Genomic DNA, 22801 nt, shown 5'->3' on the forward strand with positions numbered 1-22801 from the left:
CACACTTCAAGTGTCGCAAGCAATGATGCGGCTTGCGCTCTCGGGGCTTTCAACGGACCAGAATCTATAGCGCAGAATCCATGAATCAGAATCGATAGTTCAGGCTGGCATAGAGAGAACGGTATTCGACGTCATCGCTACCGAGCGTGGTTCTTCCACCGATATTGAAGTCCATGTTACGGCCGAGCTGATGAGCGGCTCCGATCTCCAACACCGTCCAGCCATCCTCGTCACCATTGTCGAGATAGTCGATGTCATCATCGAACTTATCGGAAATGTCGCGGTGATAGATGAGGTTGCCATACACACGGCCATCGTCGAGATCCCAGCCGAACTTGAGGCCACCGAAGGCTTCGCCGATTTCGAGGCCAAAGTCATCGGTCTTGCTGTCGAGATAGCGGCCATCCACCTCATCATTCAGATAGGAGCCGCCTACCGTGAGCCCCGCCCTGAAGGATTTGTACTGTGGCAGATACAGTGTACCGGACGCTTGGCCGCCCCAACGCTCACCATCAAGATCGATGGGTTCCAGCAGATAAGAATTGCGCTGGGAGCCTTCTATATTCTGGTAGAGCAGTACGGCATCGAATACCAGAGCGTCATCAAAAAAGGATACCGCACCATATGGTGCCACCAGCTCACCGCCGAAGTCGAAACGACCATCATAATCGCTTTCCAGGTCCAGCTCCTGGTTGCCGGCAGCGATACCTACGAGAAGGTTGTCATGCTTGTAGTCGACACCAAGAATGGCACTCTTGCTGTCACCATCGTAGTCAGAGCTGACGGCATTGCCTTCGATGTTACCACCCTGGACAGATGTCCAGATATTGACGCCATTTTTGCGACTATAGTTCCCTCTATAGGACGGGTACATCGCTAGATCTATCTGGTTCGTGACAGGGCTGAATACCTGTCCCATAGCCTGCACTTGCGCACTGCGAAGCAGGCGATCTACATCAAGCAACCCCAGCTCACCTGCCAGAGCAGCAGACTCATCATACGTCAGTGTATTCAGCGAACGGTTGTTGACGATGACATTACCGTCCTCATCAATGATGGTAACGGGAGCATTCGTGCCAAGCTCAAGCAGGCTTCCAGCTTCAGGAAGCACAATCGTCATCTGGCGCCCATTGATCATCGTCACAAAACTATTCGATGTCAGCAGGTCGAGAACCTCTCCATCCCAGCTGAACGATACAGGGCGAGCCCTGGCAGCTGAATAGAAAGCGAGGTGAGCCTGACTTCCATCAATAGAAAATTCAGTCTCGTAAGGCGACTGAATAGCTTGAACCAAATCACCAGCACTCAGCCCGATTTCGGCCTGGGCCAATCCTGATGCAACCAAAGCACCAGTACCTACAGCAACGCTGATCCCCTTAACCATTTGTAACCCCTTTTTGAGATATCGTGGCTCTTATGTAAGTTTTTTTATTTGATTTACGCATTGCCACATGGGACATATTGTTCTATCGGAAGCTTCCCAGCATTAGATTTATTGAAAGGGAATGTGACAAAAGTTGACAGAAACCTCTAGTGATAACCCTTCGATTTCTTTCATCTACGTCAGCATTCTAAAAACCTAACATTAAATACATTTTTAAAAAATACCCTGCATGTAGGGCAAGTCTATACCACCAATGGTTAAGGTTTTGTTTCCATTAAAATTTCATTTAAGACGGCACCAATCTCTTCGATCACTCATTGAAGGCAACAGCTCAAAGGGGCAGCATCAGGCGGATTAATGCCACCTATCAAGCGGTTGATGGACAAGAACGGCGAGGGAACAAACTCGTTGGGATAATGGTCGCCATCAGAAGGGTGAGCTGTGAGCGAGTGTTCTCATGCACTTCAGCATTCAGGAGAGCATCAGTCGCGTCGATGGTGACCTTGCCTTGCGCAGAGATCAGCGAATAGGGTTCTTCTCCATCATCCCATGGTGAGCGGGCACTCTTGTATGGTGCCCCACCGAGAACGTCATAGGGTGAGACGGGCCTACCTCGGCTATTTGCCACTCCATACAGGGCAATAACGCCTTCCGAGACAATATTCCCTCTGGATTGACCTACAGTGAGTCATGAAGCAAAAGATAAAAACGGGAGCCCCATGTCACTTGAATTTCTGCTGACCTCGTTGGTCGTCGTGCTGTTACCGGGAACGGGAGTTCTCTATACCCTGGCCATTGGACTGGGACGTGGCTTCAAAGCCAGTATTGCTGCAGCTTTCGGCTGCACCCTGGGGATTGTTCCGGCGGCACTGGCCAGCATCGTTGGCCTGGCTGCCCTGTTGCACACCAGTGCCCTCGCCTTCCAGCTCATCAAGTATCTTGGTGTGATCTACCTGCTCTACATGGCCTGGAAAATATTGCACGACAAGGGCCTGATGGAAGTGCCGGAAAGCGATGTTCCGGAAAACGATATTACAGGGAACAAGGACAAGGCAGGCCTCGTACGCGTTGCTACCAATGGTACTTTGCTCAATATTCTGAATCCGAAGCTGTCGTTGTTCTTTCTCGCCTTTCTGCCCCAGTTCGTCTCGCCGGACACCCTTTACCCAACGGCTTCTCTGATCGGTCTGGCCCTGGTCTTCATGGCCATGACCTTTGTTGTCTTTGTGGTGTACGGGGCCTTTGCCGCCTACGCGCGGGACTATGTGATTCAGCGCCCCTTGGTCATGCGCTGGATCAAGCGCAGTTTTGCCGGCGTGTTCGGTTTCCTCGGGGTCAAGCTGGCATTCTCGAACTGAGGGGCTCGAACGGTATTGGTCATCTGGCAGCAGCCGATCGTCGACACAGGATCCTGATATCTAAGGAGCGCTGGAAAAATACACCACCATCCGTAGATGGCGGTGCTCATCCACGATCAGTGTTTCATGGTCAAAGTCCTGGCGCATCGAATCACTGTCCTGGACTGGATCCTTGTCCTGAATAGCACCGATACCGTAGCTGTAGGCATCCAGTTCGGCCTTCTGCCACCAGCGGCGCATGTCCGGGGACAATCGAGTCAACTCTTCGATCAGCTCCTGCATCTCGGGGTCTTCTGGTGCCGCTGCAAGATCACAACGAAACTGCGCCAGCAAGCGACAGGCGTCTCGATGCCATTCCGGCAGGCGCCGACGCAAGGAAGGATCCGCAAAGACCATGCGCAGCATGTTTCTCTCGTGCAGTTCCCGCCCGGAAAAGCCGATCAGGCGTTCCGCTGCTGCATTCCAGGCAATCACATCCCAACGCAGGTTCATGACATAGGCGGGCCGTGGCAGATCGTCCATCAATACCTGAATCCGTACCGGAATGGACTGCCATTGATAGGCCTCCACTGGCGGTGGACGGCGATGCGCAAGCAGGAAGAGGTGGCAGCACTCTGCATCATCCAACTTCAGCGCATGGGAAACACTGAGCAGAAAACTTTCCGAGACATTGATGTCGCGGCCCTGCTCAAACCAGGTGTACCAGGTCAGTCCGACCCCCGCGAGAGAAGCAACCTCTTCACGACGCAGCCCTGGGGTGCGCCTGCGTCCCGTAGTGGGCAGCCCCACATCGGCGGGCGTCAGCTTGTGACGATGGTGCAGCAGAAACTCGGTGAGTTCACTGCGTGTCCGCTCCAGGCTTCGCCCCTGGTCTTTCTTCATCATTGGGGTACTCCTGAGCATCGCGATGATGCCGACTGACATCAGCTCGCTGTTGTTATCAGGCATTTACTATTGGTAATAGGATAACTGGCTATATTGTACCCGGATAATAACAGACCGAACATGTCGCTTCCGCTTGTATCACTCCTCACTTGCTTCACGCGCCGCATGCTTTGCTGGGAGGCGACATGGCCTACGAATGCGATCAATACCCGTTACCCTCACCATATTCCCCACCAATTGGCAGCACGACCTGTCAGGCAAGCATCAGGGAATGGCTCGGGCTCGCCGTACTGGCACTGCCGACTGCATTACTGGGCCTTGATGTCACCATTCTCTATCTGGCTCTGCCCGCCCTGGCAGTGGAGTTGCAGCCCAGCAGTACCCAAGCACTATGGATCATGGATGCCTATGGTTTCATGATTGCCGGATTTTTGATCACCATGGGCACCCTTGGTGATCGCATCGGTCGCCGTCGCCTGCTGATGATCGGTACAGCGCTGTTCGGGATGGCATCCGTCGCGGCTGCCTACGCTACCAGTGCTGAGATGCTGATCGTCGCCAGGGCTCTGCTCGGCATCGCCGGGGCTACTCTCATGCCATCGACCCTGGCCCTGATCAGCAACTTGTTTGGCGATGCCCGCCAGCGTGCACTGGCCATCGGCATATGGGCCACCATGTTCGCCCTGGGCATGGCCGCAGGCCCAGTACTGGGCGGTTGGCTACTGAGCCATTTCTGGTGGGGGTCTGCTTTCCTCGTTGCCGTGCCGATAGCCGCTATCCTGTTGCTTGCTGCTCCTTTTCTGTTACCGGAATATCGCGCCACACACGGTGAGCGTCTGGACCTGATCAGTGTGCTGCTGTCACTCGTCGCCATACTCTCGGTGATCTATGGGCTAAAGGAGATCGCCAAGACGGGGCTTGAGACAGGGCTTGAGACAGTACCTGTGATGGCCATCATCCTGGGCATTGCATTGGGTAGCATTTTCGTCCGCCGCCAGGGCCAGTTGGACAACCCCCTGCTTGATATGCGCTTGTTCGCCAGTCGCACATTCAGCAGCGCATTGATCGTACTGCTGCTCGGGTTGACGACCGTCGCTGGCGTGATGCTGCTGGTGACCCAGTATCTGCAACTGGTGGCAGGACTGACACCGCTGAAGGCAGGGCTGTGGATGGGACCACCGGCGCTGATGATGGTCATCGCCGGTATCACGGCACCGTTGGTAGCAAGGCGGATTCGCCCAGGCTATGTGGTGTCGGCAGCATTGGCGTTTTCGACCCTGGGTTATCTGTTGCTGATACTGGTCGGAACATCTCCGAGCGGCGTGTGGACCGCCATCGCAGGCTTTTCTCTGGTCTATCTTGCTCTGGGCACTCTGGCAGCTCTGGGCACAGAGCTAGTGATAGGAACGGCACCCGCCGACAAGGCAGGATCGGCCTCTGCCATGTCTGAAATGGTTCAGGAGTTGGGCATTGCATTGGGTGTCGCCCTGCTCGGCAGCCTGGCCAGCGTCATCTATCGGTTACAGGTTGGCATTATGACACAGGTGGACGATCTTCCAGCCAGTAGCGCCGCTCTCGTGCAGGACAGCTTGTGGACAGCGATGTCCATGAGCGATCAGTTGCCGGTTCAAGCCGTGGAAGGTGCTCGACAGGCCTTTACCACGGGGCTCAACGTCACGGCTGCCGTCAGCGGAATCGCCATCCTTGCCCTGGCTGTCATCTCGGCCATATCGCTACGCCATGTGCCTGCGCTGAATGGCAACCCGGGATGACATAGTGGAACCCGCTGACAATTCATTCAGCCAATTCGTTCGGGCACCGGCTCAGTAACTCAGCGATGTGGCGCAGGAGAAACGTATCAGCGGAGGTTCGTCCGGGTCAGGTGTCAGATAGCGTGCCTCGACCCCGAAGACCTCTCGCAGATGCTGTGTCGTCAGCACCTTGCGCGGTTCACCGCTGGCAACGATGGCTCCATCATGCAGCAGTACCAGACGGTCGCATGCCAAGGCCTGATTAAGATCATGCAGCGCGATGACCTTGGTGACAGGCAAGGCACGAACCAGGGCCAGGATCGATAGCTGATGGCGGATGTCGAGATGGTTGGTTGGCTCATCCAGCAACAGGATCTCGGGTGACTGCGCCAGAGCCCTGGCAATGTGAACACGCTGACGCTCGCCACCCGACAGGGTATGCCAGAGCCTGTCGCTGAGGCCGGCCATGTCAACCGCATCCAGCGCCTGATGCACCTTGGCGTCATCTTCAGCCCGCCAGGGGCGCAACGGCGACAGGAAAGGAATCCTCCCGAGCTCCACGGCTTCACGCACCGTGATGCGTTCTGCGGTCTCAGCCTGCTGTTCGACCAGAGCCAACTGGCGAGACCGGATCTTGGACGATGTTCTGTCCATCGCGTGACCATTCAACAGCACACGTCCCTTGCCAGGTTTCCTGAGGCCGGCGAGGCATTGCATCAGGGTGGACTTTCCCGATCCATTCGGACCGATCAGACCAAGGCACTCTCCTGGCTGCAGATGCAATGAAACATCGCGCAGAATGGTGGTGTTACGCACAGAAACCGAGAGATTTTCAGCTGCAAGCATCATCTACCGCGCCGTCCATAAGTTCATCATCCTTAAGTTCATCGCCCATGAGTTCATCGCCCATGTGCCCGTCGTCCATGAACCAGAATAAGAGCAAAGGCAGGTGCGCCAACCAGCGCCGTGATCACGCCAATCGGCAACACCTGCCCGGGCACGATCACCCTCGACAGCACATCGGCAACGACCAGGAAGATCGCCCCCGCCAGTGCGGTTGCCGGCACCAGCCGATCATGCCTTGTCCCGACCAGGAACCTCATCGCGTGGGGGACGACAAGACCGACGAAACCGATGGAGCCAACCTTGGAAACCATCACTCCGATCATCACTGCCGTGACAGTGATCAGCAGCCCTCTCACCGGCCTGACAGCAATACCTAACGAGGCGGCACTGTCCGCCCCGAAGGTGAACGCATCGAGCGAACGCCGATGCCAGAAACACACCGCGGCACCTGCCAGGGCAGCCAGGACCGTCGCTCCCACATCTTCCCAGCGGGTGCCCGACAGGTTGCCCATCAACCAGAACATGATGCCGCGCGCCTGTTCCGCATTGGCGGTTCTGGCGATGATGAAGGCCGTCAACGCATTGAACAGCTGCGAACCCGCTATGCCGGCCAGGATAATCGCGGCCGCCTGAGAGCCTCGCCCAGTGTCGGCCCGACCCGCAACGACCTGGGCCAGCATGGCGACCAGGGCAAAAGCGACCAGCGCGCCGATGAGCGCACCCAATGACATCGAGATGGCCCCGGCACCCAGTCCTGCCACGGTGACCACCACCGCCCCTGTCGAAGCCCCCGCCGAGAGCCCCATGAGATAAGGATCGGCCAGAGGATTGCGCAGCAGTGCCTGCAATACCACTCCCGTCAGCGCCAGCCCAGCGCCGCAGGCAGCCGCCACGATGGCCCGGCTCAGCCGGTAGCTCCAGATGATGCCTTCATCGATGCGGTTCACCGGATACCCCGCATCCCATAGCCGATTGGCAATCGTCTCCATCACCACCGACAAGGGAATGCGGGTCTCGCCGATGGCGGTACCGAACAGGATCGCCGCCAGCAACATCCATGGCGACAGCCAGAGCCACAGGTGCCCTCGGCGGAATGCCTGGAGAGAGCCCACGTCACTCATCATGGTTCATATGTAAAAAGTGCATTTCCGCGAGCGCCTGAGACAAACTATCGAGTCCGTGAATCGTGCGCATCGTCGCGCTCATGGCATGCGCATCCATGGTCACGATCCGCCCTTCACGCACGGCCGTCATCTGGCTGGTCACTGGATCATTACGCAGAAAGTCCAGCTTCTGTGCTGCATCATCCGCGGGGTAACGCCGCCGATCCATGTCCGCGATGACGATGACATCCGGATCCGCCTTGGCAATGCTTTCCCAGCCGACGCCAGGCCATTCTTCGTTGGATGAAATCACATTCTCGATACCCAGCTTCTGCATCATGTAGCCCGGTGCACCAAGGCGCCCGGCAACGAAGGGATCGCTATCCAGGTCGGCTGAAGAGAACCAGAAAACCGCTGACAGATCATCAGGCAGATCGAGGGCCTTGGCCCGGGCAATGGCTTCACTTTCCTGAGTCTGAAGAGAACTCACCAACACTTGGCCCGCATCCTGAACATCGAAGATGGCAGCGAGTTCGCGAATGCCCTTGTAGATCGATTCTGTGGCGAAGGCCGCTGTGCGGACACCATCGCCACCGGTCGAGTTGTCCTTCGTGTCACAGTCGACCGGCATGATATAGGACGCAATTCCCAGGTCGTGGAACATCTCACGCGTGCCCACGCTTCCCGTATCGCCCACATGCCATTCATATTGTGCCGCCACCAGATCAGGCCGCTTGCCGACCACGGATTCAAAGCTGGGATCATTGTCGGCAAGCCGTTCAATTCCTGCATTCACCTCAGTGAATTCCGGCAACACTGGATTGAACCATACCGATGTGCCCACCACCCGGGAGGCTAGCCCCAGGGAGTACAGCACTTCCGTTGCCGACTGGCCGATGGTCACGACGCGCTCAGGCGCTTTGTCGAAGGTGACCTCATGGCCACAATTGGTGAGCGTCAAGGGATAGTCTGTGGCATGGCCACTTGGGAAACCGTCAACAGCCGAGTCATCAACCGAAGAGCCATTGGCCGGAAGGTCGTGAGTCGAAGGATCGTGCGAAGTCTCGGCATAACCCGGGAACACCGCAAGGCCTGCGCTGAGCGCACAGGACACAAGTAGGATATGTTTCATCTGCCCTTCTCCGGAACACCCCGTCCGGTTGTCGTTGCACGTAAGGTTGCACTTGAAGTCGGCAGGTCTCCTGACTGACGGATCGACACTTGCTCCACCTTCCCGGGCTAGACTCCCAGTGGTGCGTCGAAACAAGTTCACCGCCTACAGTTGCGGGGGCAGTTCCGGTTACCGAGCAATACTCGGCACGGATTCCCTTTTCATTCCCGAAGGAAACCGACGAAGCTGATCATCATGCCGTAGATATGTTGCCAATGCTACTGAGCATCCCTAATGCGATGTTGCAACGCATTCACTGTGCGCAGAACTTCCTCCTGTCGGGTGCTCCAGTCATCGGCATGCATGCCCAGATAGGCTTCTCGAGCCTCCTTGAGCACCGCGGCATGCTCAGCAGGCAAACGGGGCTCTGCCCAACTGGCGGCGGCGTCCTTGGTGACGAAATCCCCCTCCGTCAATGTTCGCCACATACGCGCTAGGGTAAGCAGCACATTACGCTCATCCCCTTGCAGGGAAGCCACCAAGTCTGGCAGAAGATCACCTATTGCGCGGCGTATATCGGCTTGCGAGACAATCGGGAACAGCTCGAAAGCTCCGGGACCGAGCAGTGGTTTCGCTTCCTGCCGAGCCTGGGCCAACACCAAGGTAAGCTCCGGATCCTTGGCAGGTTGTGGTATTACGCCATGCTCAAACTCATGGCGTAGCCATTCGCCGTAGATGAACTCACAGCGGGCGGGATAGACATCAGCGACAAGCTGAGTGCGAAGAAAGATCATCAGCTCCACAGGGCGAAGGGAGCTACCACGCGCGGGGTGTCCCGATACTTCCATCAGCGCTGTCGTCAGATGCAAGCGTGTCCCCGGATCCAGCGGCTCATCAATGACGACCAGCACATCGACATCACTTGAAGGGCGCAGCCCACCAGCAACGGCCGACCCATGCAGGTATACCGCCACCAGGGAATCCGCCAATGCCCCACGGATGACATGCAGCACATTATCGACTTCAGCGGGAATCACCACCTCACCTTTATCGAGATATCACAGCCACTCCAGGCCCATGCTATCCCGGCAAGCATGAGATAGGCCATGCGAGTATTTGTTCTGCACTTCCCCTAGACTCAAGGCAGATTCTGTGTACAACGGTTTTATGTACAACAAAAGGGAGCACGATGACCTCATCATTTTCGGGCCTACGAGGCCCTCTCACCGCAACCGTATTTCTCACCAGTCTACTGCCTCTTGCCTCCCTGGCGAACGATGCCTCCTCTCCAACAGAGGTCAAGGTGTTCATTGCCAGCATGTTCGAGATCGGAGAAAACACGGGCGATCGTGCGGGAGAATTCCAGCACTGGTACGAGCACTATTGGCAGGATGCACAACCGGTGGCTATCAGAGGAGCCACTCACGAACTCTACTGCAATGATGATGGCGTCTGTGGCTCTGTGCTGGGCATGGGCAAGGTCGCTTCATCATCATCCATGCAGGCGATTCTGCTCGATCCCCGCTACGACTTCAGCGATACCTATTTCATTCTTAGTGGTGTGGCGGGTACCCCACCCTCTCAAGGCACCATCGGCATGGTCAGTTGGGCCACCTGGCTGGTGGACTACGACCTCGGTCACCGTTGGGCAGCGGACGAAGGAGAACCTGGTGCTCCAACGTTCATGCCGCGCAAGGGGTATGAGGACATTCGGGTCTATCAGTTGAACTCGCAACTGGTAGAGCAAGCCATGGCGCTGAGTGAAGACACCCCGTTGCAGGACTCTGAATCCGCTCAGCAATACCGTGAGCGCTATCCAGACAAGACCGCCCAAAGCGCTCCCTTTGTCCGAACCGGTACGCACATGACAGGAGATACCTTCTTTCATGGACCCGGATTGTCACAGGAGGCCCAGTACATGACCGAGCTCTATGGTGCCGATGACTATGTGATCACCGAGATGGAGGCTGCTGCCATCACCCAGGTCATTGATCGACTGTGGGGTACGGATCGCATCCTTAGCTTGCGCGGCGCGGTGAACTTCGACCAAGGCAACCCCGATGAAACCACACAGGAACACCTGGACCCGGCTCCGGGCAATACTGCCGGGGGCTTCGCTGAAACCGTTGCCAACATTGAACTGGTGGGGTCTCGGGTAGTGGATGACATCGTCAACCACTGGGATGACTGGCAATCCGGTGTGCCCATGACGCCCTGAGAACAAGCACCGCCTTCAATCGAAGGCGGTGCATTTAACAGACATTCCTGACGGGAATGATGACACGCCGCATTGGGAACCTTGAATAACCAGTGCTCTTCCAACAAAAACACTGCATATAGAAATACTTGGTATAAAAAAATAAATATATTATATCAACAAAGAATAACATCCATATCATTTAAGATGCATACAAAACATATCTTAAAAAAATATCTGGATTTTCAACGACTACCATTTAAAGAGGATAAAAAAACATATTATCCACTTGATTTTTCTGCCTTTCTCTATCCAACAAAATATAAAAAACTACCTCATTAGGAATGCGCGATTTGGTCAAGTTCTCTCCTATACTGTCTCGCTGAGGAAACCTCACTTTGTAGATTTCCTTATACGTCAACATCCGACGACTCGCACAAGTCAGGGAGGCTCGCGTGTTATTTTCCATACCGTCTCGACCCATGGCTGCACCCCGGCCAGGCCATATGGCCGCCACTCTAACCGCCACGCTGACAGCAGCAGCTCTGGCATTTTCCACTCCATCAATCGCTCAAGACGACGCTTCTGGAAATGCACCCCAGACTGACAAGCCCAATATCCTGGTACTCTGGGGTGATGATATCGGGCAATCCAACATCTCGGCCTATACCCATGGCCTGATGGGCTACCAGACCCCCAACATCGACCGTATTGCCGACGAAGGCATGATGTTCACCGACTATTACGGCGAGCAGTCCTGTACTGCGGGGCGTTCATCGTTCATCACCGGCCAGAGCGTGTTCCGCACCGGCCTGTCGAAGGTCGGCATGCCAGGGGCCAAGGAAGGTCTCAGCATCGAAGATCCGACCATTGCCGGCCTGCTCAAGGCAGAAGGCTACGCCACCGGCCAGTTCGGCAAGAACCACCTGGGTGACCGTGACGAACACCTGCCCACCAACAATGGTTTCGACGAGTTCTTCGGTAACCTCTACCACCTCAATGCTGAGGAAGAGCCTGAGCTGCCGGACTACCCCGGTGACATGGTTCTTGCCGATGGGCGTACCTTCCGCGAGGCCTTTGGCCCACGTGGTGTGATCAAGTCCACCGCCGATGGCGAGATCGAGGATACCGGCCCGTTGACTCGCAAGCGCATGGAAACCATCGACGACGAAACCTCTGCAGCAGCATTGGACTTCATCGAACGCAAGACCGAGGAAGGCACTCCTTGGTTCGTCTGGTGGAACGCCACTCGCATGCACTTCCGTACCCACGTCAAGGATGAGTTGCGGGGCCAGTCCGGCCAGAACGAATATGCCGATGGCATGATGGAGCATGATGCCCACGTCGGCCTGTTCCTGGACAAGCTGGATGAACTGGGTATTGCCGACAATACCATTCTGTTCTACTCCACCGACAATGGTCCGCACATGAACAGCTGGCCGGATGCAGCTATGACACCGTTCCGTGGTGAAAAGAACACTAACTGGGAAGGTGGCTGGCGGGTGCCGGCTATGGTGCGCTGGCCGGGTCATATTGAAGCGGGCAGCATTTCCAACAAGATCATGCACCACATGGACTGGACACCGACCTTCCTTGCCGCTGCCGGTCATGACGGCATCAAGGAAGAGCTGATGGAAGGAGGCTATGAGGCCATTGGTCGTGAGTACAAGGTCCACTTGGATGGTTACAACTTCCTGCCCTATCTGACGGGAGAGACTGAAGAAACTCCGCGTCACGAGATCTTCTACTTCTCTGATGATGGCGACCTGACCGCCCTGCGCTACGATGATTGGAAGCTGATTTTCATGGAGCAGCGCGCAGAAGGTACCCTGAAAGTCTGGGCCAACCCGTTCACTCCGCTGCGCGTGCCGTTGATCTTCAATCTGCGTCGCGATCCTTATGAACGGGCTCAGATCACCTCCAACACCTACTATGACTGGGTACTTGACCACGCCTTCATGCTGGTACCCGCACAGACCTACGTGGGCAGATTCCTGGAAACCTTCAAGGAGTTTCCACCACGTATGAAAGCGGCCAGCTTCAGTCTGGACAAGGTTATGGATACTCTTAGCGAACCTCCTGCCGGCAAGTAACTGGCTGACCTTTGGCCGCTCTCCTCGGGAGAGCGGCCTTTGACGCTTCTTGCAGGCCATATTTCTGATTTTGTTTTCGCAAGGGAAGGACTCCATGAAAACTCATTCTGCGCCATACATCACTACAGTATGCCTGGGCCTGGCCGCTTTTCTGGCCTCCCCCCTTGTACTGGCCGAGCCTCTCGCATCCTGGAACGATAGCGACAGCAAGAAGGCCATCATCGAATTCGTCGAAAACGTCACGGATCCCGACAGCGATGACTTCGTGCCTGAAGAGCAGCGTATTGCTGTGTTCGACAATGACGGTACGCTATGGACCGAGCAACCTATGTACTTCCAGCTGGCCTATGCCCTGGACCGTGCCGCCACAGCAGAGGAATCCCGGCTCGATACAGAGATCAAGAAAGCTGCGGCCAAAGGTGACATAGGCCCGGCAATGGCCGCAGGCATGGAAGGACTCGCCGAAGTCATTGCGATTTCTCACGCGGATATCAGCGTGGATGACTTCCAGGCCGATGTACGTGACTGGCTGGCCAGTGCCAAGCATCCAGACACAGGCATGGCTTATACCGACATGGTCTTCCAGCCGATGCTGGAACTGCTCGACTACCTGCGTGAGGAAGATTTCGATACCTATATCGTTTCCGGCGGAGGCATTCATTTCATGCGCGCCTTCGCCACCGAGACCTATGGCATAGCACCACAGAACCTGGTCGGCAGCCGAGTCAACGTCGAGCTGGTCGATCAAGATGGCACGCTCACTCTAATGAAGCGAGCCGGCATCGACTATGTCGACGATGGTCCGGGTAAACCTGTTGCCATCGACGAAAAGATCGGTGTGCGCCCGATCATGGCTGTTGGCAACTCCGATGGCGACGTGCCGATGCTGACCTGGACCACAGAGGGAGATGGCCCTCGCCTTGGCGTGCTGGTGCATCATACCGATGGTGAGCGCGAAGTCGCCTATGATCGTGACAGTCATTTCGGCAAGCTCGACAAGGGACTGGACGAAGCAACGGACCGCGGCTGGGTGCTGGTTGACATGGCCAACGACTGGTCGGCTGTCTACCCGGAGGCACCATGACGACTCGTGACGATATCCGCACCGATATTCAAAGCCTGGAAGCTGCCGTTGGCGAATCCATCATCGGCCAACGCGATGTCATCCGGCGCCTGATCATTGGATTGCTGGCCAATGGCAACCTGTTGATCGAAGGCCTTCCAGGGTTGGCCAAGACACGTGCCATCAAGGCCCTGTCGAGACACCTGGAAGCTGATTTCAGCCGCATTCAGTTCACCCCCGATCTGCTTCCTTCGGATGTCACTGGCAGTGAAATCTATCATCAGGGAGAAGGCGGCCCTCAATTCCGTTTCCAGCCCGGCCCGCTGTTCGCCAACCTGGTATTGGCCGACGAGATCAATCGGGCCCCCGCCAAGGTGCAATCGGCACTGCTCGAAGCCATGGAAGAACGCCAGGTGACGGTTGCCGGGACAACACACCCCATGCCGGAGCTGTTCATGGTGCTGGCGACCCAGAACCCCATTGAGCAGGAAGGCACCTACCCGCTACCTGAAGCCCAGATGGACCGTTTCCTGATGCACGTACTGATCCACTACCCCAGCGTGGAGGAGGAAGTGGAAGTGATTCGCCTGGTGCGGCGCGAGGAAGTGACCAATGCAATGCGCGCAGCTCAATCCATGGATGCTGCGGTACAAGATAGTGAAACACCACCACCGCAGCCGGTAAGAATTTCCCAGGCATCGGTCTTTGCTGCACGTCGGGAAATTGCCAACTTGCATGTCAGTGACCCGGTCGAGCGCTACATGGCCGATCTGATCGAAGCGACACGCACCCCGGCAGCGCTGTCCGAGGATCTGGGACGCTGGATCGAGCTGGGCGCCAGCCCTCGTGCCTCCCTGGCGTTGGATCGCTGCGGACGCACCCATGCCTGGCTCGCCGGTCGTGATTATCTGGATCCTGAGGATGTTCAGGCCATTGCCCATGATGTGTTGCGCCATCGCATCGGTCTGAGCTTCGAAGCTCAGGGAGACGGTGTCAGTGCCGATGATGCCATCGAGGAACTGATCCGCCTGGTTGCTCTCCCCTGAAGAACCGGACACAGGATACATCTGATGCATGCCGCCACCGCTCGTCTGCGTACAGCAACCCTGAGCCATGGACGGGTGCAGGGAAGCCAGACCAGTGCGCCTTCCCCAGACCACAGGGTGCATGTGGATCTTGCCTACCTGCAGTCGCTGGAACCGCAGGGCTCCAAGCTGAGACTGCTACCGCGTCAGCCTGCCCGTAGTGTGCTCAATGGCCGCCATGGCTCGCGCCTGCGTGGGCGGGGTCTCGATTTTCTCGAGCTGCGCAATTACTTGCCATCGGATGACGTGCGCAGCATCGACTGGCATGTCACCGCGCGCACCGGTGTCCCGCATGTGCGGGTATTCACTGAAGAACGCGACCGCCCCACTCTGCTGGTCGTCGACCAGCGCATGTCGATGTTCTTTGGCTCTCGACATGCCATGAAGTCTGTCACGGCGGCGGAAACCGCTGCTCTACTGGGCTTCGCTGTCCTCGCCCAGAATGATCGCATCGGTGGCATCGTCATTCGTGATGACGGCCTCGACGAAGTTCGCCCCAAGCGTTCCCGTGCCACACTGATGCGCTTGTTCAGGCACCTCGCCGAGGCCAATAGTGCATTGCATGCCAAACGCCCAGCGCCTGCTCCTACTTCGCTGGATGCCATACTCACGTCGGTTTCACGCCTTGCCAAGCGTGATCACCTGATCGTGATATTGAGCGATTTCGATGTCATAGGGCCACGCAGCGAAGCCTTGCTCAGCGTGCTGTGTCGTCACAACAACGTGGTGCTGGCACCGGTCAGCGATCCCTTGTCCGAGTCGCTGCCCCATGACTGGCGTCGGGTAGTCAGTGATGGACAGCTACAGGCCACTCTGGACACATCCGACAAGCAGGTTCACCGCGCTCTGCAAGCCGTCTCCGATCAACGTCGGGAGATATTGGCTGACTGGCAGCGCCGATTCGGCATGATCCTGGCGCCACTTTCTGCAGGCGAGCCTGCGCTTCCACAGCTGCGCAAGCTGCTCGGCCTGGCAAGCCGGGACAGGAGGCCATCGTCATGAGCATGGAAGCCGCTACCGATAATGCGCAGCGCGAAACCCCATTGATGCTGTCGCAACTGATCGACCAGTTGTCCCCACCACCAGAGCCCTCTCCGGTACCTTGGCTGCCCCAGACCTGGGGCTGGGCGGTACTGACCACTATCCTTACTCTGGTACTGCTGTGGTTTGTCCTGCGCCACTGGAAACGCTGGCGCAGCAATACGTATCGCCGCGAAGCCTTGCGCGAACTTGATCGACGCCTTGCACAAGGGGAAGGCCTGGCGGCAGTGGCCGATATACTGAGGCGGACAGCACTTGCCGCCTGGCCTCGGGATCAGGTGGCAGCATTACGCGGAGAGGCCTGGGTTGCCTTTCTGGATCGCCACTTCCCGACGTCCCGATACGGTCGTTTCAGCGGACCTCTCGGCATTGCCTTGATCAACGCCCCCTACCGCCCCGGCCATGACAGCGAGGCACTAGACCAACTCGCAAACCTGACCCGTCATTGGATTCGACATCACACCACCAATAGACAACCGTCAGCCATCGACAACCACAAGCCATCACCAGCAACCATCAGGAGCAGCGCCAATGATTGAACTGGCGAGCCCCCTGGCATTGGTGTTGCTGCCACTTCCCTTGCTGGTCATGTGGCTGGTGCCTGCTCATCGTGAGCGGCTCACTGCCATGCGCCTGCCGTTCTTTGAACGCTTCGTCGAGGCTGCTGGCATCACGCCTGCTGCCGGGGCAACTGTCCCCCAGCGCAGCCGGATCATGCTGGTGGCTGGCGTACTGATATGGGGACTGATCGTGCTGGCACTGGCGCGTCCCGAACAGATCAGCCCCCCGATCCGCTGGGACAGTGCTGCTCGCGATCTGATCATGGCCGTGGATATTTCCGGTTCCATGGACGAGAAGGACTTTCCTTCCGATAACGGCCAACCGATTCAGCGCCTGGCCGGAGTCAAGGAAGTCATTTCCGATTTCTTCGATACACGGGAAGGAGAACGCCTGGCCCTGATCGTGTTCGGCACCAAGGCCTTTGTTCAGGCGCCACTGACGGAAGACCTCGACACGCTTCAGGCATTGCTGGATGGCACCGAGGTCGGCATGGCAGGCCCGCATACGGCCCTGGGCGATGCCGTCGGCCTGTCCATTCGTCAATTCGAGACCAGTCAGGTGGAACAGCGCCTGTTGATTCTGCTCAGTGACGGTTCCGATACCGGAAGTCGCATGAGCCCGATCAATGCCGCAGAAATTGCGGCACAACGCGGTGTTCGCATCATCACCATCGGCGTAGGCGACCCTCAGGGAGAAGGTGAGAATCGCGTTGACCTCAATACCCTGAAGGCTATCGCGCAGCGCACTGGCGGCGCCTTCTTTACGGCCTCTGACCAGAACGCCCTGGCCCAGGTCTACGCACGTATCGATGAACTGGCCCCGCGCAAGACAGCCAGCCAGAGCTATCGCCAGCACCGCTCCCTGGCTCACTGGCCCATGGGTGCCGCCGCCATCCTTGCTTTGTTGATGTTGTCATTCCAGATATGGCGCCCTCGTTCTCTCCAGCGCTCTCTTCAAACTGCGAGCCAACGCACAGGCCAGGCTACGGAGCAACATACAGAACAACGTACAGAACAACGTAATGAGCAACGAAGGAGGGCCGCATCATGAATACCTCCTTCGATGCCTTTTTCGATGCACTTTCCGCCCTGCATTTCCTGCGCCCTGCGTGGCTGCTGCTGTTGCCGATCATTGTGGTCTTCTGGTGGTGGTGGCGCCGCCATCAACAAGCTGGCACAGGACAGACACCACATATCGCCGCACATCTCGAAAAGGCCATGCGCATCGGGACCCAACAGCGCCGCTGGATCACTCCGGTAGATACCCTCAGCTTGATGTTGATACTGCTGGTGACAGGAGCCGCCGGACCGAGCTGGAGCCGCATGCCCAATCCACTGATCGCCCAGACGGCTCCCTTGGTGGTGGTGGTCGAAGTCGACCAGGGCATGCTGGCCCAGGATGTGCCACCCAACCGCCTGGAACGGGCCAAGCACAAGATCTCCGACCTCCTGGCTACCCGTAGCGGCGCCGATACAGCCCTGGTCGCCTACTCAGGGTCCGCTCATCTGGTGGTACCACTGACCAATGACCCTGAACTGATCAAGCCCTATCTCGAAGGCCTGACGCCAGACGTCATGCCTCAGGCTGGTGACGGTGCGGCAAGTGATGCGCTGACACTCGCCCAGGAGCAATTGGCCAAGCGAGAAGAACCTGGCGCCATCCTGTTCGTGACCGATGGACTGAGTACCACTGACCGCGACGCCTTCAGTCAACAGGATGACACCACTCTAGCCTTTCTGGTCATGGCACCAGGCAATGTCGCCACACCGGTGATCGATGCCGTGGATGCAGAACGAGTCGCGGTCAGTGCCGATGAGCGGGATATTCAGCACCTGGAACGCCTGCTGGCTGCCGCTCACCGCCGTGCACTGCTCAATGATGATCGACTGGCCTGGGAAGACCGAGGCATGTGGCTGGCCTGGCCCGCCGCACTGCTGGCACTGCTGTGGTTCCGACGCGGTTGGGGGCTTGGGACGTCATCGTTGCTGGCATGCTTCCTGTTGCTGCCCTGGCCTGCCACCGTTCCCCAGGCCATGGCTCAGAATCAGGTCACGATCAGGGCCCAAGACAGCGACGAGTCTCACGGCAGCTTCAAGCAGTGGTTGGCCGATGCTTTTCTCACCCCTGATCAGCAAGGCCGCTGGTGGGTGGAACATCGCAGCTACAAGCGTGCTGCAGAGCACTTTCAAGATCCCAACTGGCAGGGCTATGCCCTGTACCGGGATGGCCAGTATGACGCGGCCGCCGAACTGCTCGGTCGACTGGACAGCGCAGATGCTGCCTTTACTCAGGGCCTGGCGCTAATCAGAGGACATCAGTATCGCCCTGCTGTACAGGCTTTCGAGAAGGTGCTCAGCATCGACCCCGATTACCCTCAAGGCGAACGCAATCTTGAACTGGCCAAACGCATCCTCACTTATGTGGAAGAGTCCAGAGAACAATCAGACACCGGACAGGACGATGCCGACGATGTCACCTTCGACAACGAGGAAAACCGTGGGCAGGATACACAGGTCACCCCCAAGGATGGAGAAGGCATGCTGACGGCCGAGCAATGGATATCAACCCTGAACAGCAACACTTCCGACTATCTGCGCCAACGTTTTGCTGTGGAAGCCCGCCAGGGAGCAACGCCATGAGGCTGTTGAGTGGTTTCCTGATTACCCTGCTGTGCAGCTGCCCGTTGCTCTTTCCCGCGACAGCCATGGCCCAAGCCGACTCGCCATCCCGGCCAGACAATACAGCAGAGCCTACACCACAGGTCAGCGCTAGCGTGACCCCGCAACAGGTCGCTCCAGGACAAAGCGCCCGTTTGCGCATCACCGTATTGGTGCCGACCTATATGCCCAAACCGGTCGTGTTTCCTTCACTGGATATGGCCAACCTGCAAGTGGCATTACCCGAACGCTCCACAACCCCCACCAGCGAGCGAATCGATGGTCAGACCTGGTCTGGCGTTACCCGTAGTTATCAGTTGACGCCACTCGCCCCCGGAAACTTTGCCTTGAACCATGAGCCGCTTGAAGTGACCTACAGCAATCCAGAAGATGCCACCTCGCCCATTGTCAGCAAGCTGAAACTGCCCACCTTGTCATTGGCTTCTGTGGTGCCGCAGGCCGCCCAAGGGCTTGATCCTTATGTCGCCGCCACTTCCCTGCACATGGAGCAGGCCTTGCATGTCGTGCATGCGAACACAGACCAGGACGAAGCCAGGACAGATGGCCCTGCCTCTTCCGCCGGTGCCGCGTCAGCCTCTACTCCCGATGACAAGCAGCCTATTGCATTGCAAAGCGGCGACAGTTTGCGCCGGGAAATCAGCATCACCCTGGAAGGAGGCAGTGCGCTCTTGATCCCTGCTCTGTTGGATGACACAGCTCCCATGGGCCTGGGAGTCTACCCTGAGTCGCCCAAGGTCGACATGAATGCCAATGGCGGCACGCGCCAGGAAGCCATCACCTATGTGGCTGAAGGAGTTTCCAATGGACAGCTCCCTGCCATCCATCTGCGCTGGTTCAACCTTCAGAGCGGTACGATCGAAGAAGCCTCTGTTCCTTCTGTGCATGTCAGTGCCGAAGGCTCTCCACTGGACCAACTGCGTCATCAGGGTGTTGCGTGGAAAAGCATCATACTGAGCACGATCGCGGGTCTGGCTGCTCTATCACTGAGCCTGTGGATCCTCATTCGGGCATGGCGATATTGGGGACGCGCCTATTGGCATACTTTGCTCAGAAGCTGGCAGAAGACCCACCTCCCGCCCCTCAATCCTGCTGGTCGCACTTCCCTGTTTCTGCTGGCGATCGCCCTGGCATTCAGCATGCTGGTCCAGAGCCCTGGCGCCATGGCACAGGACAGCACCAAGAAGGAGGAAAGCGCTCAGGCTGAAAAAAGTGCCCAGCCAGAGGAAATGACCAGGCCCCCCCATGGCCAGCTACCTGGATATGCTGCCGATGCCGCGAACTACGCGCCGGATGGCAGCTGCGCTGGCTGTCACCAGGCCGAATCCGAAGCCTGGAAGGACTCCGACCACGGTTGGTCCATGCGTGAGGCAACAGAGGACAATGTGCTTGGTGACTTCGAAGATGCCACTTTCGAAGATGGCCCGGTCAAGGCACGCTTTTTCCATGATGATGAAGGCTACAAGGCGACTCTTGAAGGACCGGACGATCCCGCAAAGACCTATCGCATCCGCTATACCTTTGGCTATTCTCCCCTTCAGCAATACCTGGTCGCGCTGCCCGGCGGCAAGTTGCAGGGATTGACCATCGCCTGGGATTCACGCCCAGAGGAGCAAGGTGGGCAACGCTGGTTTTCGCTCTACCCGGGACAGGCCTTCACCCCGGATGATCCGCTGCACTGGCGTGGGCGTTACCAGAACTGGAACGCCATGTGCGCCGATTGCCATTCGACCAACCTGCAGAAGAACTACGACGAAGCCTCAGATACCTTCGCGACGACCTGGCACGAACAGAACGTCGGCTGCCAAAGCTGTCATGGACCTGCTCAATCCCATCTCGACTGGGCCAATGGTGAGAAGCACAATCCAGCCGGAGAAGCTGGGACAAAAGAAGCTGAAACAGGAAAAGCCGGGATAGGAGAAGACGAACCAAGCACTGAAGACATGGGGCTGGCGGTGGACCTGAAAAATACCAAGGGGCCAGCGCTGGTCGAGCAATGTGCCACCTGTCATAGCCGCCGTCAGATGCTCGGCGTTGGCCCGGGGCCAGGTCATGGCAAGCCGCTGACCGATACCGCACTGCCCAGCCTGCTGAGCGAAGGGCTCTACCATGCCGACGGTCAGATCCAGGGCGAAGTCTATGTCTACGGTTCCTTTGTCCAGAGCCGGATGTATGAAGCAGGTGTCGCTTGCAGCGATTGTCACGATCCCCACACCACCAAGATACGTATTCAGGGCAACGGTCTATGTACCCAATGCCATAACCTGGCACCTCCAGCGCGCTTCCCAACACTGAAGCCAGGAGACTACGACAATCCGGACCACTATCATCACGAGCGAGGCTCCGAGGGAGCCCAATGCGTCAATTGCCATATGCCGGAAACCACCTACATGGTGGTGGACCCGCGTCGCGATCACAGCTTCCGTGTGCCACGCCCGGATCTTGATGGCAAGACCGATAGCCCGGATGCCTGCACTGGCTGCCATCAGGACCAGTCACCGGCTCAGGCTGCCAGTTCCATTCAGCAATGGTTCGGAGAACTGTCCCGTGCCAACACCACGTCGCATTACGGGGTCACTCTCCAGGCTGCCCGTCAGGGAGACCCCGAGGCACTGGATGGGCTCGTTGCCCTGAGCCAGGACACCGACACACCTGACATCGTCCGAGCCACTGCTGTCGATGCTCTGGCCGCTTATGGCACTCCAGCTATCCCAACGCTGGAACAGGCATTGAAGGATGATTCCAGCCTGGTACGTGCCGCAGCGATTCCCCCTTTCGCCCAGGCACCGGATGAAGCGCGTATCGAGCTGCTATTGCCATTGGTCGATGACCCTCGCCTGGCCGTACGCGACGAAGCGATCAAGGCCCTGGCAGGTACGTCGATGATGCTGATTCCCGAAGCACAGCGCGAAATGGTCGTCGAAGCACGCAATGACTATGAGCGTCGTCTGCGTGAAAACGCCGATCTGCCTGGCAATCGACTCAACCTGGCGGTATTGCTGGAACGTACACGCCGCAAGGACGAGGCCGCAGAACAATACCGTGCGGCACTCAAGCTCGACCCCTACTTCCTTCCTGCGCGAGTCAACCTGGCCACATTGCTGAGCCGCAGCGGTGATATTGAAGGCGCTCAGGAAACGCTCCGCGCAGGTGTCGCTCTTGATGAAATGCCCAAGCCGGACCGTGGTCATCTGGCCTATCTATTGGCATTGGGCCTGGCGGAACAGGGCCAACGCGAAGAGGCGCTGGAATGGTTGGACAACGCTGCAAAGTGGCGCCCCAACCATGCACGAACCTACTACAATCAAGGACTACTGCTGGATCGACTGGGGCGCAAGGACGAAGCACTGACCTCCTTGGAAACCGGGTTGACTCATGCCCCTGATGACCCGGACCTGCTTTATGCCCTGGTCTATCTGCACGCCACCCTGGGCCATGTTCCACAGGCGCTGGAAGCCTTGTCCCAGCTACGCCAGCTGCGTCCTGACGACCCTCGCCTTCAGCGTCTGGAAGGCCAGCTTCGTGGGCAATGAGACAGGGCTCATCAGACGAATGCCTCTCATGGCATGAACAACAAGGCTTCTCTTGAAGAAAGGAATCTTCAGGAGAGCCGATCCATCCAGATAGATACTTGTCTATAAGAGAGAT

The 22801-nt window shown here is 57.5% G+C and carries 17 protein-coding genes and 1 riboswitch; of the genes, 11 read left to right on the forward strand and 6 right to left on the reverse strand.

Features of this window, described 5'->3' with window-relative positions; genetic code table 11:
* Positions 1-85: 85 nt before the first annotated feature.
* A complete protein-coding gene (locus Q1K07_RS00480) occupies positions 86-1384 on the reverse strand; it encodes an autotransporter outer membrane beta-barrel domain-containing protein (protein ID WP_300306140.1) in 1299 nt (432 codons plus the stop codon).
* 719 nt (positions 1385-2103) lie between these two features.
* Between Q1K07_RS00480 and Q1K07_RS00485 the strand changes: the two genes are divergently transcribed.
* The gene (locus tag Q1K07_RS00485) at positions 2104-2742 is read left to right on the forward strand and encodes a LysE family translocator (RefSeq protein ID WP_300306142.1); all 639 of its coding nucleotides are present in this window, start codon (positions 2104-2106) and stop codon (positions 2740-2742) included.
* Positions 2743-2802: 60 nt separating this feature from the next.
* Here Q1K07_RS00485 and Q1K07_RS00490 read toward each other — a convergent pair whose 3' ends face one another.
* A complete protein-coding gene (locus Q1K07_RS00490) occupies positions 2803-3627 on the reverse strand; it encodes a helix-turn-helix transcriptional regulator (RefSeq protein ID WP_300306145.1) in 825 nt (274 codons plus the stop codon).
* Between the two features lie 185 nt (positions 3628-3812).
* Between Q1K07_RS00490 and Q1K07_RS00495 the strand changes: the two genes are divergently transcribed.
* The gene (locus tag Q1K07_RS00495; protein WP_300306148.1) at positions 3813-5399 is read left to right on the forward strand and encodes an MFS transporter; all 1587 of its coding nucleotides are present in this window, start codon (positions 3813-3815) and stop codon (positions 5397-5399) included.
* 51 nt (positions 5400-5450) lie between these two features.
* On the opposite strand, the gene Q1K07_RS00500 is transcribed toward Q1K07_RS00495, so the two are convergent.
* From Q1K07_RS00500 to Q1K07_RS00515, 4 genes are all read right to left on the reverse strand, one after another.
* Positions 5451-6227 carry an ABC transporter ATP-binding protein gene (locus Q1K07_RS00500; RefSeq protein WP_300306151.1) on the reverse strand — a complete coding sequence of 259 codons (777 nt, stop codon included), beginning with the start codon at positions 6225-6227 and terminating at the stop codon, positions 5451-5453.
* Positions 6228-6277: 50 nt separating this feature from the next.
* Complete coding sequence (locus Q1K07_RS00505; RefSeq protein ID WP_300306154.1) at positions 6278-7345, reverse strand: iron chelate uptake ABC transporter family permease subunit; 1068 nt, start codon at positions 7343-7345, stop codon at positions 6278-6280.
* Positions 7338-8459, reverse strand: a complete 1122-nt coding sequence (locus Q1K07_RS00510; protein ID WP_300306157.1) for an ABC transporter substrate-binding protein — start codon at positions 8457-8459, stop codon at positions 7338-7340. The genes Q1K07_RS00505 and Q1K07_RS00510 overlap by 8 nt, the downstream gene beginning before the upstream one ends.
* 42 nt (positions 8460-8501) lie before the next feature.
* Positions 8502-8695, reverse strand: a riboswitch (cobalamin riboswitch).
* A 21-nt stretch (positions 8696-8716) separates the two neighbouring features.
* Positions 8717-9475: an aminoglycoside adenylyltransferase family protein gene (locus Q1K07_RS00515; RefSeq protein ID WP_300306160.1), complete on the reverse strand. Its 759-nt coding sequence runs from the start codon at positions 9473-9475 to the stop codon at positions 8717-8719.
* A gap of 152 nt (positions 9476-9627) precedes the next feature.
* Here Q1K07_RS00515 and Q1K07_RS00520 point away from each other — a divergent pair, with 152 nt between their 5' ends.
* The 9 genes from Q1K07_RS00520 to Q1K07_RS00560 all read left to right on the forward strand — a co-directional run bounded on the left by Q1K07_RS00520 (position 9628) and on the right by Q1K07_RS00560 (position 22686).
* The gene (locus Q1K07_RS00520) at positions 9628-10656 is read left to right on the forward strand and encodes a purine nucleoside permease (RefSeq protein ID WP_300306162.1); all 1029 of its coding nucleotides are present in this window, start codon (positions 9628-9630) and stop codon (positions 10654-10656) included.
* A gap of 434 nt (positions 10657-11090) precedes the next feature.
* The gene (locus Q1K07_RS00525; RefSeq protein WP_300306165.1) at positions 11091-12728 is read left to right on the forward strand and encodes an arylsulfatase; all 1638 of its coding nucleotides are present in this window, start codon (positions 11091-11093) and stop codon (positions 12726-12728) included.
* A gap of 94 nt (positions 12729-12822) precedes the next feature.
* Complete coding sequence (locus tag Q1K07_RS00530) at positions 12823-13812, forward strand: HAD family hydrolase (protein ID WP_300306168.1); 990 nt, start codon at positions 12823-12825, stop codon at positions 13810-13812.
* The gene (locus tag Q1K07_RS00535; protein WP_300306171.1) at positions 13809-14837 is read left to right on the forward strand and encodes an AAA family ATPase; all 1029 of its coding nucleotides are present in this window, start codon (positions 13809-13811) and stop codon (positions 14835-14837) included. Before Q1K07_RS00530 ends, Q1K07_RS00535 begins: the two co-directional genes overlap by 4 nt.
* Before the next feature lie 24 nt (positions 14838-14861).
* Positions 14862-15878 (forward strand): DUF58 domain-containing protein, encoded by a 1017-nt coding sequence (locus Q1K07_RS00540; RefSeq protein WP_300306174.1) that lies wholly within the window; start codon positions 14862-14864, stop codon positions 15876-15878.
* Entirely contained in the window at positions 15875-16456 is a 582-nt protein-coding gene (locus tag Q1K07_RS00545) for a DUF4381 domain-containing protein (protein WP_300306177.1), read from the forward strand. Before Q1K07_RS00540 ends, Q1K07_RS00545 begins: the two co-directional genes overlap by 4 nt.
* Positions 16449-17528, forward strand: coding sequence for a VWA domain-containing protein (locus Q1K07_RS00550; RefSeq protein WP_300306180.1), 1080 nt, complete (start codon positions 16449-16451; stop codon positions 17526-17528). The genes Q1K07_RS00545 and Q1K07_RS00550 overlap by 8 nt, the downstream gene beginning before the upstream one ends.
* A complete protein-coding gene (locus tag Q1K07_RS00555; protein ID WP_300306183.1) occupies positions 17525-19117 on the forward strand; it encodes a VWA domain-containing protein in 1593 nt (530 codons plus the stop codon). The genes Q1K07_RS00550 and Q1K07_RS00555 overlap by 4 nt, the downstream gene beginning before the upstream one ends.
* Positions 19114-22686 (forward strand): tetratricopeptide repeat protein, encoded by a 3573-nt coding sequence (locus tag Q1K07_RS00560; protein ID WP_300306186.1) that lies wholly within the window; start codon positions 19114-19116, stop codon positions 22684-22686. The genes Q1K07_RS00555 and Q1K07_RS00560 overlap by 4 nt, the downstream gene beginning before the upstream one ends.
* Positions 22687-22801: the final 115 nt, after the last annotated feature.

The sequence above is a fragment of the Halomonas sp. genome, from assembly GCF_029263665.1.
Classification (GTDB): Bacteria; Pseudomonadota; Gammaproteobacteria; order Pseudomonadales; family Halomonadaceae; genus Halomonas.

Bases quoted from the DNA above. Each gene is read 5' to 3' on its own strand.
- Q1K07_RS00480 (WP_300306140.1), bottom strand. From the start codon at position 1,384: ATGGTTAAGGGGATCAGCGTTGCTGTAGGTACTGGTGCTTTGGTTGCA.
- Q1K07_RS00485 (WP_300306142.1), top strand. From the start codon at position 2,104: ATGTCACTTGAATTTCTGCTGACCTCGTTGGTCGTCGTGCTGTTACCG.
- Q1K07_RS00490 (WP_300306145.1), bottom strand. From the start codon at position 3,627: ATGATGAAGAAAGACCAGGGGCGAAGCCTGGAGCGGACACGCAGTGAA.
- Q1K07_RS00495 (WP_300306148.1), top strand. From the start codon at position 3,813: ATGGCCTACGAATGCGATCAATACCCGTTACCCTCACCATATTCCCCA.
- Q1K07_RS00500 (WP_300306151.1), bottom strand. From the start codon at position 6,227: ATGATGCTTGCAGCTGAAAATCTCTCGGTTTCTGTGCGTAACACCACC.
- Q1K07_RS00505 (WP_300306154.1), bottom strand. From the start codon at position 7,345: ATGAGTGACGTGGGCTCTCTCCAGGCATTCCGCCGAGGGCACCTGTGG.
- Q1K07_RS00510 (WP_300306157.1), bottom strand. From the start codon at position 8,459: ATGAAACATATCCTACTTGTGTCCTGTGCGCTCAGCGCAGGCCTTGCG.
- Q1K07_RS00520 (WP_300306162.1), top strand. From the start codon at position 9,628: ATGACCTCATCATTTTCGGGCCTACGAGGCCCTCTCACCGCAACCGTA.
- Q1K07_RS00530 (WP_300306168.1), top strand. From the start codon at position 12,823: ATGAAAACTCATTCTGCGCCATACATCACTACAGTATGCCTGGGCCTG.
- Q1K07_RS00535 (WP_300306171.1), top strand. From the start codon at position 13,809: ATGACGACTCGTGACGATATCCGCACCGATATTCAAAGCCTGGAAGCT.
- Q1K07_RS00540 (WP_300306174.1), top strand. From the start codon at position 14,862: ATGCATGCCGCCACCGCTCGTCTGCGTACAGCAACCCTGAGCCATGGA.
- Q1K07_RS00545 (WP_300306177.1), top strand. From the start codon at position 15,875: ATGAGCATGGAAGCCGCTACCGATAATGCGCAGCGCGAAACCCCATTG.
- Q1K07_RS00550 (WP_300306180.1), top strand. From the start codon at position 16,449: ATGATTGAACTGGCGAGCCCCCTGGCATTGGTGTTGCTGCCACTTCCC.
- Q1K07_RS00555 (WP_300306183.1), top strand. From the start codon at position 17,525: ATGAATACCTCCTTCGATGCCTTTTTCGATGCACTTTCCGCCCTGCAT.
- Q1K07_RS00560 (WP_300306186.1), top strand. From the start codon at position 19,114: ATGAGGCTGTTGAGTGGTTTCCTGATTACCCTGCTGTGCAGCTGCCCG.